This is a genomic window from Aquitalea sp. FG25 (genome assembly GCF_057809375.1).
The window spans coordinates 39459-51971 of record NZ_JBMDJV010000026.1 but is presented as its reverse complement, the minus strand read 5'-3'; the positions used below and the strand labels follow the sequence as shown (position 1 = coordinate 51971).

The following is a 12513-nucleotide window of genomic DNA, read 5'->3' as shown; positions in this document are numbered from 1 at the left end:
TTTTTGGCAGCATGCCAAAAACGGCTACAGGCTAGTTGATGACCGCCCCTGGCCAGACGAAGACAGTGCCGTTGCCTCAAACCTGGGTCACGGCATCTGCCAAACCTTGACCCAGTTCACCTCCATTCCGTAGGGGCTACTGTCGACGCTGCTATAACCGCCGCTGGGAATCTGTCCGGCCCACCCCTTGTCCTTGACTTCGCAGGTCAGGCGGATTTCCTCGGGCGCATGGGAGACGGCATTACTGCTGCGCCAACGTTCGGTGTCATCCACGTAGAACACATAGGCGTCGGTCGTCCAAAGCAGCCCATAGGTGTGCCAACCGCCGTCGAGCGAATCAGGAGCTCGCCAGCTTGAACCCATGTGTTTGTGATCAGCGCCGTAGCCATCCCAATGAAGATTGAACGATGCAAGGTCGCCGATGCTGCGGCCTGCCGAGTCCTGCACCCGGTGCTCCATGATGTCGATTTCCGTACCAGCCACCGCAGGATTGCCCAGCGGCTTGCCCAAGGTTGGCGACTGCAGCCAGAAAGCGCAGTGCTCGCCAGGAGCATCATGGAAACGAATGCGTGATTCAAAATATCCGTAGGTGGCCTGGTAGTGGCCGGTTGTGGTGAGAAAGGCCGTGTAGTGTGTGCCGTCCTGCGTATAGGTGGTGATGCGCAGCCGACCATCGGTGACCTTGGCGGCATTGGCGGTCAATTGAGCGTTGTCGCGTTTGTTGGTGGCCGGTTTCCACTTACCCAAGTCCAGCGTGGTACCACTGAAATCGTCTTGCCATACAAGTTGGTAACCGGATGGCGGTGCAGCGAAAGCGCCTGCCCCGATCAGGGCGAACAAAAGGGAGGTGGCAAGTCTTGTGTGACGCATGAAATTGAGCTCGCTCTTTGGTGATCAGACTGCCTGACAGCAGCCATTGGTGTACGACCGCTCCTGGCCGTAAGCGGCCAAAATTCGCTCCTGCGGAAGCTTTCGACCCGTTCCGGACGGTCAAGGGAGTGTTGGTTCAACGGCAGGTATCTGAGTGGAGCCATCGCCCCGTTTGGCTGTCTAGGGGTTATAGTTCGGCCTTATCAGCCTGCAACTGTGCAGGAGGGACTTGGCTGCCAATTGTTGGCATACCATCAAGCAAGCCAGCTAGAAGTGCTTCCTTAGCAGTTGCAGTCATGATTTCCTCAAAATAAAGATAATGGTTGAATAAAAATTCAATGAGAAAATCTGGAACGATTTATTCAAATATTCGTAAAGTATAATATCCAGCAATACAGAATTTGTGCCGCATATACAATAAACCTTGCGCCAGACAACCCCACCTCTCTTTCCAGCACAGCGTTTATAAAAGAATTTGATTTTGAAATAAAAAATACCAACATGCATGCCTGAGTGGCGATAATAAAATAAGCCAGAAATGTACAAATCAAGGGGTAATTATGACACATCCCCTCTCCGCCCCACTGAATAATTATTACTCCACCGGAAATGACTATTCCATTCAAAATAAAAATTAACACATAAACAGCCATGCTATCTCCAAGAGTGGGCGTGTCCGATTTTCTGAGTAACCCGGTCTTTACTAGTTGAGTCGCTGACTGGCCGCTGTGGCCGAACCTATGTCTTTGTCTTCATATCTAAGCAATGACCGCTTCTGGCCCAGAGTCTCCCTATGACAGCTTACGCCTCACTTCAGTCCTTCGCTGCCATAGCAGTACAACGGCAGTAATCTGAGTCAAGCGACCAATCCAATGGCACGTTTCCTGAACTGTCGAATGACAGGTTGTGGCCGGCACCAGTCATATTTAGCACAATGGCATTAACCTATTCTTAGCCTACACCAGTACTCCATCTGCGCAGAGCTTCGCTACTGCAAGCACCGCACCAATGCGCCCACGGGCCCCGTCAAGCATGCCGATGGGTGGCCGGGGCGAGGTGTTAAGCGCCTGCAATGTCTGAGCGATTTGACGCTAGCAAATCGCGCGTTCAGGCGCGCCTCGCCCCGGTCGGGCCCCGGTCGGGCCCTGTCGGGCAGCCGCAGGCCATGCTTGTGGGGTGGCTTTTGGGGTTGGAAGGGGCCTTTGGCCACAGAAAGGCCCCTTCCCCGCCGCCGCGCGGACGCGGCAGGAAAATCATTATCCGCATATGCGGATACAAAACCTGTTTTTACTGTGATTGTGAAAATGATAGGAATGGGCCGGACAGGGAATCGGAATAGAACAAGACAGCTCCCATGACTCCACCGCAACGTGAATAAAAAAAGGGCCTGGGCAAATTGCCCAGGCCTGGCTTGATGCACGATTAAAGCCGCAGATTGCAACGGGACAGACTCACTCGCAAACCCGGCGCCACCGGGTATGCCCCTACCTATATGCAAACACCGTGCCAGCTTTTTTACCGGCATGGCGTCGGAAAAAACCGACATTTTTTGCTGCGCCGCACCAACAACAAGCCTGGCATGCACTGATTTCAGGATTTCCTGCACAACGCTGCAGCATGAGTACGCTATGATTAGCGCATGAATACGCCCGCCAACACCAATAAGCCCGCGCCACCGCCAGAAGCGGAAGTACGCGCACCGGAAAACGAGAACACCCTCGCGACCATGGCCATGCCGCTGGGAGAAACGGTGTTGACGCTCAGTGCCAGCGCTACGCCCATCTATGGCATCCTGCATCGCAGCCGCGCCATGACAGGTCAATCAGATTTCTTCCGCCTGCAGTTTCGTGGTTTTGCCTGGATAGAAGGCAATCAATGGCAACATTACGCCAATGATGATGCGCGCTTTCACACCACTTATAACTGTGCCTGGGTTCGCGTGGATCACCCCAGCCGCTCGGTTACTTTCGGCCCCAAGAATGGTGTCAACTGCACCGAAGCGTTTGCCGGACAAGGGCTGGACACCTTTTTGTTTGCCCAGACCATTGCCTGGGTCAAGGGCATTTATCCCGACTACGCCATCAATCCGGGGATGATTGCCATTGCCAGCAATGCCAGCGAAGAAGAGAAACTGCGCCGCAATGCTTTTTACGCGAGCCAAGGTTTCCAGTTTGACTGGCAGGACGCTGCACAACGCACCGGCTTGTATTTCAAGGACAAGATCAGCCGCCTGCTGGGCGTATGGGATAAGGAGCATATTCAGGAAGTAGGCGGCGAAGCCATGTTGCAGTCACTGGCGACGCAAGATGAATCTCGCCTGGAGCTGGAAGAGAAGGTGGCGCGGCTGGAGTCGGCGCACAGCAGCATGAAATATGCTCTGCAAAAGGAGCGCAATACCTCGCAGATTCTGATGGGTGTGCTGATCATCGGTGTGATGCTGGCGTTGTGGGCAGTAATTTGATCTGACACCTGCGGTAATCGCTGTCGCTTTTAAAAGTTGAATCCTATAAAAAAACATGAGCATGCCCTAAGTCAAAGTGCAATCGACAGCGGGTAGCTAGCATGGAGTCTGGTTGGTGAAGGGAAACAGGCTGCAGTCCCTGCGCCGCACATGCGGCAGCAGAAAACACAATAAGACATGCAGCCCAAGCATCAGCCAGTACAACAATAAATGAAATGGCTGTTTCCTCATCGGAAAACAGCAAGCGGGGGAAAGATGAAACAAGAGAAACGCGGCCTTGCGCGGCTGTTCGAGCACGGTCTGGGTGCCCTGAACCTGGAGTGGATGATTCCACTGTTCAGCTTGCTTCTGGTCGCCATGATCTGGAGTGCCGTGCTGTGGCAGGTGAATATTGACAAGGTACGCAACCAGCTGGAAATGCAGCGGCAAAGCGAAAACCTGGTTCGGGTGTTCGAGGAGCACATTTCCCGCACCATCCGTGCGGTGGATCAGTCGGTACTGTTTCTGAAATACCAGTACGAGTCCGAAGGCAACAAGATGGACATTCACAGCTATCTGGACAAGGGCATTATCCAGAGCCAGTTGTTTGTCGGTCTGTACATTATCGGGCCGGATGGCATGTTGCAGCTGTCCAGCGTCCCCAATACCAAAAGCATGAACCTGAGTGACCGCGAACATTTCAAGGTGCATATCGCCAAGGATAGCGGGCAGTTGTTCATCAGCAAGCCGGTGAAGGGTCGTGCTTCCAAGAAATGGTCCTTGCAGTTTACCCGCCGCATCAACAAGCCCGATGGCAGTTTTGGCGGCGTGGTGGTGGTATCGGTAGACCCCTTCTATTTCACCAACTTCTACAAAGACCTCAATATCGGCAAGACCGGCGTGGTTACACTGGTTGGCCAGGATGGCATTGTCCGGGCGCGCACCAGTGCCGGTGGCACCGGCATCGGCATGGATATCCGCAGCAGCAATTTGTTTCGGCAATGGCCGGGCAAAGATGGTGGTAATTATCAGCAGCAAAGCAGCATCGACCATGTGCAACGCTCTGTCAGCTTCCGCGCGGTGGACGGTTACCCGCTAGCCGTGCTGATGGGGGTGGGCGAAAACGAGGCCATGGCCGACTACTACGAACACCGTAATGCCTATTTTCTGGTTGCTGCCATTGTCAGCCTGCTGATTTGCACGGCAGGCTTTGTGATGTATCAAATGGTGCTGCGCCTGAAAAAGAGCAAGATTCAAGCAGAGTCGGCCAACCGCATGAAGTCGGAGTTTCTGGCCCATATGTCGCACGAACTGCGCACGCCGCTGAATGGCATTCTGGGGTGTTCGGAGTTTCTGCAGGCCTCGCTGAGCGACCCTGGCGAACTGGAAACCGCCAGCATGATTCACAAGAGCGGACAACATCTGCTAACGCTGGTGAACTCCATTCTGGACATGGCTCGCATTGAAGCCGGGCGCATGCCGATGGAAATTGTCGACGTTAACCTGGCCCAGATGTTGCGCGACACGGTGGAGCTGTTTCGCCCCAAGGCAGCCGGCAAGGGACTGCAACTGGACTTCAGCTACCAACAGGCGGCAGACTGCCCCGATACGGTTAGGCTGGACCGGACCAAGTTGACGCAGGTAATGAACAACCTGCTGCACAATGCGGTGAAGTTTACCGAGCACGGCCACATACAGATTGATGCCAGAGTCAGCGCACACCAGCTGCAACTGGACATACGCGATACCGGCTGCGGCATTCCGGTCGATCAGCAGCAACTGGTGTTCGAGCAGTTCCGCCAGGCAGATGCCTTCCTGACCCGTACCCAAAGCGGTTCTGGCCTGGGCCTGGCACTGGTGAAGGAACTGGTACGGCTGATGTCCGGCAAGGTTGGTTTTGAATCACAAGTTGGCGTGGGTACCGTATTCCACGTCAGCATTCCGCTGGAAGGAAAATAAGCATGAGCAAGCTGGACACCATTCTTGTTGTTGATGACGACGAAATCAATCGCAAGGTGGCAGGCCTGTTTCTGCAACGCATGGGTTGGAAAACAGACCAGGCCGTCAGCGCCTTCGAAGCGCTGGAGCAATTGCAACAGCACGACTATCACTGCGTGCTGCTGGATATCAGCATGCCCGGCATGAGTGGCATAGAACTGTGCCGCAAGCTGCGCGCAGAGCCGCGCTGGCAGGACTTGCGCCTGATTGCCTACACCGCCCATGCCATGAGTGACGAACAGGATGCCATGCTCAAGGCCGGCTTCAATGCCATCGTTACCAAACCGCTCACGCGTGACAGCCTGGTAGCCGCACTGGCCACCCCGGAATAAAGCCGATTGACCAGGCGGCATGCGCAATGTGCGATGACCGCCCTTTACCAAGACATAGCCGGTGGAACACAGTTGAACGTGCAAGAACAACAACCGCAGTCCCTTCCCGCGCCATCCAACAGCACCGCCGCCTTCGCGGGCAGCAGCGCGCCATGGCACAACGCCTTGCTGCATCAACTGGAGCAACTGGGAGACCTGGTACAAGACTGCACGGCAGATGGACAGATACTGTACGCCAGCATCCGCTGGCAACAGGCGCTGGGCTATGACCAGGCGGAGCTTGGCGACCTCAACGTATACCAGTTGCTGGCAAGCGACAGCCAGGCTGCATTCCGGGCGCAATGCCAGCGCGTTCTGCAAGGTGAGCCAGCCCAGGCCACCGAATTGGTGATGACCGACCGCATTGGCCAGGCACTGTCCTTGCAAGCAAGCTTCTTCAGCCTGCCGCCAGCAGCAGGCACGGACTGCCTGCGGGTGGTACTGCGCGATGTCACCCAGCAGAAGAAACAGGAACTATGGCTCTCCACCCTGCTGGACAATATGGACGATGGCATCATCGCCATGGACATGCAGGGCTGTCTGACCTACATGAACCAGGAAGCAGAACGTATCCTGGGTTGGCATTTTGCCGAGCTGCACGGCCAGAGAGTACATGATTGCATTCACCACCACCGTGCCGACGGCAGTGTTCTGGAGCTGCAAGACTGCCCCCTCTATCAGGCATTGCAGCGCAAGGACAATTACCGTTCCAGTGAAGAAGTGTTCTTCAGCAAGGATGGCCGGGCAGTAGAAGTGCGTGTCAGCAATACCCCGCTGCTGCTGCAGGGGCAACTGGTTGGCAGCGTCACCACGTTTGCCGATATCAGCGCCATCCGCCAGCGCGAACAGCAAATGTTGCAGGCCACCCGTGCCGCCGAAGCCGCCGCACGCGCCAAGAGCGAGTTTCTGGCCACCATGAGCCATGAAATCCGCACGCCGCTGAACGGCGTGATCGGCATGATAGACCTGCTGATGGACACGCCGCTGGATGCCGAGCAGTCCGATTTTGCCCGCACCATCAAAATGTCGGCAGACACCCTGCTGTCCATCATCAACGACATTCTGGACTTCTCCAAGATCGAAGCCGACGGGCTGGAAATCGAAAACATCGACTTTTCCTTGCGCCAGCTGTTGGAAGGCACCGTGGACATCGTGGCCAACAAGGCACACAGCAAGGGGCTGACCCTGGCCAGCTTCGCCACCCCCGAAGTGCCGGACAGCCTGCTGGGCGACCCTACCCGCCTGCGTCAGATCCTGCTGAACCTGCTATCCAATGCCATCAAGTTTACCGAGCATGGCATGGTGCTGGTTTCCGCCACGCTGCAGCAGGAACAGGGCGAGCAGGCCCTATTGCGCTTGTGCGTCAAGGACACCGGCATCGGCCTGACCGAGCAGGCCCGCACCCGGCTGTTTCAGCCCTTCTCGCAGGCAGACAGTTCCACCACGCGCAAATATGGCGGAACCGGGCTGGGGCTGGCCATCTGCAAACGGCTGGCCGAAGCCATGGGCGGCGATATTGGCGTACAAAGCACGCCGGGAGTCGGCTCGGAGTTCTGGATCACCCTGCCGCTACAGGCCACCGGCCATGACTACTGCCTGCAAAGCAGCCCTCCCCCCAGCCAGCACTTGGTATTGCTGGCCGGCGACAGCAGCAACAACCAGCAATTGTGGAGCCATTACCTGGACAGCTGGGCGCTGCCACATCACTGTGCCGGCAGCCTGGCCCAGTTGCTGGAAACCCTGCGCCAGCTGGCTGCTGCCGACAGTACCCCGGATGTACTGTTATTGGTGGAACCGCTGTCGGACGCCACCCTGGAACAAGCCGTACAGACACTGGAGGTGGAAGGCATCCCCATGGTGGTGTGTCTGCACGAGCAAGATGGCAACCGCAAGACCAGCCTATTGCAGCAAGGCATCGCCGTACTGCACAAGCCGATGAAGCAATCCGCCCTGCTGGATGCGCTGACCGTGCAATGGACACCGGGCAATATCCGCCTGCATACCCCGCAAGCCGACACCATGACCCCGGCAAATCCCGTCCCGCATCAGCATGATCATCACCGGCTGCTGCTGGCTGAGGACAATCCGGTCAACCAGCGCGTTGCCGCCAGCATGCTGCACAAGCTGGGCTACCAGGTCGATGTGGTCAGCCATGGCGGCGAAGTACTGCAGGCGGTGGAACAACAGCAATACGATGCCATCCTGATGGACTGCCAGATGCCGCATATGGATGGCTATGCGGCCACCCGCATCCTGCGTCGTCAGGAGAGCGACACCGCGCAAGGCCAGCACCTGCCCATCATTGCCATGACCGCCAATGCCATGGAAGGGGATCGCGAACTGTGCATCGCCGCCGGCATGGACGACTATCTGGCCAAGCCCATCGAATACGCCAGACTCAAGACCCTGCTACAACACTGGCTGCCACTGCATCCGGAAACCGCCGCACCGCCAGCGCCCAGCGCCATCAGCCCGCCAGGCAGCTTCACCGTACAGCGCCTTACCGAATTCCTGGGGGATGATCCGGCCGGCATCGCCGAAATGCTGGATATCTTCCGCGACTCCCTGCTGCGCTGGCGAGAACGCCTGCGGCTGGACATCCAGCAAGGCGGACAGGGGCTGCGACAACTGGCTCATGAGCTCAAGGGCAGTGCCGCCAATGTCGGCGCCGATATCTTGGCGGCGCTTGCCGGGCAGTTGCATGCCGCAGCAGTAGACAACAATCTGGAAGCAATTCGCAGCATTGCGGTACAGATTGAAAGCGAAATGGATGCCCTGCTGGCCTTCATTGCCGCTTACGGAAAGGACTGAGCAATGTCTCATGTCATCGTGGTGGACGACAACGACACCAATTTGTTGCTGCTGCGCCATATTCTGCAACGGCTGGATGGCGTCACCGTAGACACCTTTGCCGACCCGCAGCAAGCGCTGGACTGGTGCGCCCAATTCGAACCGGATCTGATCCTGCTGGACTACATGATGCCGGGGATGGATGGCCTGGAATTCATGCGCCGCTTTTTCGCCCTGCCGCACCGGCAGGAGGTGCCGGTGGTGATGGTTACCGCCGATACCGAGCGCGATGTGCGCCACCTGGCCTTGCAGCAGGGCGCGCGCGATTTCCTGACCAAACCGGTGGACAAGGTGGAGCTGACAGTACGGGTGCGCAATCTGCTGGCCCTGCGCAAAAGCAGCCAGCAACTGGCAAACCGTGCCGCCTGGCTGATGGAAGAAGTCAAGCTGGCGACGGCGGAAATCCGCGCCCGCGAAAAGGAAGCCATCCTGCGCCTGTCGCGCGCAGCGGAATACCGAGACCCGGAAACCGGTGCCCACCTGCTGCGCATGTCCAGCTATACCCGCCTGATTGCCCGCCAGCTGGGCCTGCCGCTGCAGGAACAGGAAATGCTGCAGGAAGCCGCCCCCATGCACGATATCGGCAAGGTTGGCATTCCGGATGCCATCCTGCTCAAGCCTGGCAAGCTCACCGAAATGGAAATGGCAGTCATGCGCCAGCATCCGCTGTTTGGCCATGAAATCCTCAACGGCTCGGTCTCGCCGCTGCTGCAATGCGCAGCCGTGGTGGCAGCCAGCCACCATGAAAAATTTGACGGCACCGGTTACCCGCACGGTCTGTCCGGCACCGATATCCCGCTGTGGGGCCGTATCGTCGCCGTAGCCGACGTTTTCGATGCACTTACCTCCGCACGTCCCTACAAACAAGCCTGGCCGCTGGACAAGGCCAAGCACTACCTGGAAAGCCACAAAGGCAGTCACTTCGACCCAGCCTGTGTCGATGCACTGTTTGCCCTGTGGCCCGAAGTCATGAACATCCGCCAGCAATACGCCGACGAACACAATGCAGCCAGCCAGACGCACCAGCCACCGGGAGCGCCAGATGCTTGAAGCTGCCACCTTCAATGAACTGAAAATCAGCGGCAACCTACCCTCACCCAAGGGAACCGTGCTGAAAATCATGCAGCTGAGCGAGCACAACAATGTGCCACTGCCCGAGCTGATTGCCGTTCTGAACACCGACCCGGTGATGATTGGCCGCCTGCTCAAACTGGCCAACTCCGCCTCATTTGTACGTAGCCGCCCCGCTGTGGCACTGACGCCGGACGTACTGATGTCCATCGGGCTGAATGCAGTGCATCAGGTTGCCCTGACCTTTGCCCTGGTGGCCGAACACCGCCGAGGCCAATGCCGGGAATTCGACTACGATTTTCACTGGTCGCGCGCGCTGGCCTGCGGTGCCTCCATGCAACTGCTGGGCAGCCAGCTGCGCATTGCGCCCCCCGGCGAGCTGTTCACCATCGGCATGCTGTCTTCCATTGGCCAACTGGCCATGGCCACACTGCACCCGGAAGCCTATGGTGTGCTGATTAGCGAACAAGGCGGCCCCTATGCAGCTGGCCTGGCCCGGCATGAAGAAGCGCGCTTTGGCTACCACCATCTGGACATCGCCACCGCCTTGCTGCGTGACTGGGGATTGCCATCCATGTTCTGCGAGGCCGTCAAACAGCACGAAGACCCCTTCCTGCCCAGCAGCGCAGACAGCTCACGCGCGGCACGCCTGTGCCTGTGCCTGCATCTGGCCACCCGGCTGGCTGATCTGTGTTTTCTTGCCGGTGAAGCGCGTATCCACGGCTATGAAGAACTAAAAAAGCAGGCAAGCCGGCTGGAGGTTGACCCCAGCCACTTCCCACGGCTGTGCGACGAGGTACTGCACGAATGGCGTGAATGGAATGCCCAGCTGTCCATTCCCACGCCACAGCAGGAGTCATTCTCCCTGCTGGAACGCCGCCAGCAGATTGCCCCGCGTCCGCCCGAGCCGGAAGAAGAGCAGGAAGCCCTGCACATTCTGGTGGTGGAAGACGAAGCCAGCCAGCGCATGATGCTGCAGCGCCTGCTGCAGATTCTGGGCCATCAGGTTGATGTGGCCGCCAACGGTCTGGAAGCCTTTGAGCTGGTATTGGAAAAACAGCCGCAACTGATCATTACCGATCTGGCCATGCCCGAACTTGATGGCCTGCAATTGATCCGCCGTCTGCGCGCCATCCCCGAAGGTCGGCAGATTTACATCATCGTACTGACCATCCTGGACGACGAGGAAAACCTGGCCGCCGTATTCAGCAGCGGTGCCGACGACTTCATCAGCAAGCCGATACCGCCGCGCATCCTGCAGGCCAGGCTCAAGGCCGGGCAGCGCATCATCCAGGAGCAGCGCAGCCTGCGCCAGGAACAAGCCTTGCTGCGCCGCCATCTGGAAGAATTGTCCATCGACAACCAGTTGGCCCAGGAAGCCGCCCAGACCGACGGCCTTACCGGGCTGTACAACCGCCGCTATGCCATGCGCTACCTGCCGCAGATCTGGGACGAAGCCAAGCTCAGCCAGCAGCCGCTGTCGGCGCTGATGCTGGATATCGATCACTTCAAGGTGGTGAATGACGAGCACGGCCACGATGTAGGCGACACTATCCTGCAGCAGTTTGCCGGTATCCTGCGGCTGTTCTGCCGCCGTACCGACATCATCTGCCGCTTTGGTGGCGAGGAATTCCTCATCATTCTGCCGGATACCCGGCTATCCACGGCCATCCAGGTGGCAGAACGCATCCGCGCCACGCTGGCCAGCCGCAATATGGTGGCATCCGGGCTGGCATTGAGCCTGACCGTCAGCATTGGCGTGGCAGAAAAATCCACGGCGCACGCCAAGGTGGAAGCGTTGATCAAGGCGGCGGACCAGGCCTTGTACCAGGCCAAGCGCACGGGCCGCAACCGGGTGGAAGCCGCGCCCTGAGCCAGGAGCAGCAGCACACAAGCACAAGGCCAGCCGCCTCTCGGGTGCTGGCCTTGTGCTTGTCCGCAACGCCTGCGTCACAGATCGTCGCTATCCGCCCAGCCCTCGCCGCTGCCTGCGTGAAATACCTTGTCGGCAGCATCGATATCACCAGCGCCCAGCACCGACATGCTTTGCAGTGATTGGTAGATGGGGGTGAAATCCACCGCCGTGGCATCAAACAGCTGCTGGAAGCTGTCGATGACAAAATAGGTTTTCTGGAAAGTGTCGATGCGGTAGCGGGTGCGCATCAGCCGTTGCAGATCAAAGCCGATACGGTTGGGGCTTTCGCTGTCCAGACAGTACAGCGACTCGGACTTGCTGGAGACAATTCCCGCACCGTAAATGCGCATGCCCTCCGGCGTGTTGATCAGGCCAAACTCCACCGTGTACCAGTACAGCCGGGCCAACACCGGCAGAAAACCCAGATCCTTCGCCTTCATGCCACCCTGGCCATAGGCTTGCAGATAATCGGCAAACACCGGGTTGATCAGCAAGGGCACGTGGCCGAACAGATCATGGAACACATCCGGCTCTTGCAGGTAATCCAGCTGGTGCGGTTCGCGCAGCCACCAGGTAACCGGAAAACGGCGATTGGCCAGGTGTTCAAAAAACACATCATCCGGAATCAGGCCCGGCACCGCCACAATGCGCCAGCCGGTGGCAGCCAGCAGCTTGTCGTTAAGGCGCTCGAAATCCGGTACGCGGTCAGCATCCACTTCCAGCTGCTGCAAGCCCTGCATGAATTCGGCACAGGCGCGGCCAGGCAGCATAGCACTCTGGCGCTGATAAAGCGTGGCCCAGGTGGCGTGATCCTGCGCGGTATAGCGTTCCTGCGGCTGTGCCAGGGTGTAGTCACTTGCATCATGGCCCAAACCCTGGTTTTTGCGGGTGGTGATGTCGGGGACGACAAAGTCACTGCGGTCGTTCATGGCGGCACATCCGATAGGTGGGGATGCTTTCAGTGTAGAAGCTGTCCGCTGCGGCAGGTCCGCAAGTTT

At 58.1% G+C, this 12513-nt stretch carries 9 protein-coding genes; 6 read left to right on the top strand and 3 right to left on the bottom strand.

Annotated elements, in window-relative coordinates:
- Window positions 1-87: 87 nt before the first annotated feature.
- Window positions 88-870: a glycoside hydrolase family 16 protein gene (locus ACODR9_RS19840; RefSeq protein ID WP_488811592.1), complete on the bottom strand. Its 783-nt coding sequence runs from the start codon at window positions 868-870 to the stop codon at window positions 88-90.
- Window positions 871-1232: 362 nt separating this feature from the next.
- Window positions 1233-1523 (bottom strand): hypothetical protein, encoded by a 291-nt coding sequence (locus ACODR9_RS19835; RefSeq protein ID WP_488811590.1) that lies wholly within the window; start codon window positions 1521-1523, stop codon window positions 1233-1235.
- Window positions 1524-2509: 986 nt separating this feature from the next.
- Between ACODR9_RS19835 and ACODR9_RS19830 the strand changes: the two genes are divergently transcribed.
- The 6 genes from ACODR9_RS19830 (at window position 2510) to ACODR9_RS19805 (ending at window position 11473) form a co-directional block, all read left to right on the top strand.
- Window positions 2510-3331, top strand: a complete 822-nt coding sequence (locus ACODR9_RS19830) for a hypothetical protein (protein WP_488811588.1) — start codon at window positions 2510-2512, stop codon at window positions 3329-3331.
- Window positions 3332-3586: 255 nt separating this feature from the next.
- The gene (locus ACODR9_RS19825; RefSeq protein WP_488811586.1) at window positions 3587-5269 is read left to right on the top strand and encodes a sensor histidine kinase; all 1683 of its coding nucleotides are present in this window, start codon (window positions 3587-3589) and stop codon (window positions 5267-5269) included.
- A gap of 2 nt (window positions 5270-5271) precedes the next feature.
- Window positions 5272-5640 carry a response regulator gene (locus tag ACODR9_RS19820; protein ID WP_488811584.1) on the top strand — a complete coding sequence of 123 codons (369 nt, stop codon included), beginning with the start codon at window positions 5272-5274 and terminating at the stop codon, window positions 5638-5640.
- A 78-nt stretch (window positions 5641-5718) separates the two neighbouring features.
- Window positions 5719-8490, top strand: a complete 2772-nt coding sequence (locus ACODR9_RS19815; protein WP_488811582.1) for a hybrid sensor histidine kinase/response regulator — start codon at window positions 5719-5721, stop codon at window positions 8488-8490.
- 3 nt (window positions 8491-8493) lie between these two features.
- Window positions 8494-9579: an HD domain-containing phosphohydrolase gene (locus ACODR9_RS19810; protein ID WP_488811580.1), complete on the top strand. Its 1086-nt coding sequence runs from the start codon at window positions 8494-8496 to the stop codon at window positions 9577-9579.
- Window positions 9572-11473, top strand: a complete 1902-nt coding sequence (locus tag ACODR9_RS19805; protein WP_488811578.1) for a diguanylate cyclase — start codon at window positions 9572-9574, stop codon at window positions 11471-11473. The genes ACODR9_RS19810 and ACODR9_RS19805 overlap by 8 nt, the downstream gene beginning before the upstream one ends.
- Before the next feature lie 77 nt (window positions 11474-11550).
- Here ACODR9_RS19805 and phhA read toward each other — a convergent pair whose 3' ends face one another.
- Window positions 11551-12444 (bottom strand): phenylalanine 4-monooxygenase, encoded by an 894-nt coding sequence (gene phhA, locus ACODR9_RS19800; protein ID WP_488811576.1) that lies wholly within the window; start codon window positions 12442-12444, stop codon window positions 11551-11553.
- Window positions 12445-12513: the final 69 nt, after the last annotated feature.

Bases quoted from the DNA above. Each gene is read 5' to 3' on its own strand.
- ACODR9_RS19840 (WP_488811592.1), bottom strand. From the start codon at position 870: ATGCGTCACACAAGACTTGCCACCTCCCTTTTGTTCGCCCTGATCGGG.
- ACODR9_RS19835 (WP_488811590.1), bottom strand. From the start codon at position 1,523: ATGGCTGTTTATGTGTTAATTTTTATTTTGAATGGAATAGTCATTTCC.
- ACODR9_RS19830 (WP_488811588.1), top strand. From the start codon at position 2,510: ATGAATACGCCCGCCAACACCAATAAGCCCGCGCCACCGCCAGAAGCG.
- ACODR9_RS19825 (WP_488811586.1), top strand. From the start codon at position 3,587: ATGAAACAAGAGAAACGCGGCCTTGCGCGGCTGTTCGAGCACGGTCTG.
- ACODR9_RS19820 (WP_488811584.1), top strand. From the start codon at position 5,272: ATGAGCAAGCTGGACACCATTCTTGTTGTTGATGACGACGAAATCAAT.
- ACODR9_RS19810 (WP_488811580.1), top strand. From the start codon at position 8,494: ATGTCTCATGTCATCGTGGTGGACGACAACGACACCAATTTGTTGCTG.
- ACODR9_RS19805 (WP_488811578.1), top strand. From the start codon at position 9,572: ATGCTTGAAGCTGCCACCTTCAATGAACTGAAAATCAGCGGCAACCTA.
- phhA (WP_488811576.1), bottom strand. From the start codon at position 12,444: ATGAACGACCGCAGTGACTTTGTCGTCCCCGACATCACCACCCGCAAA.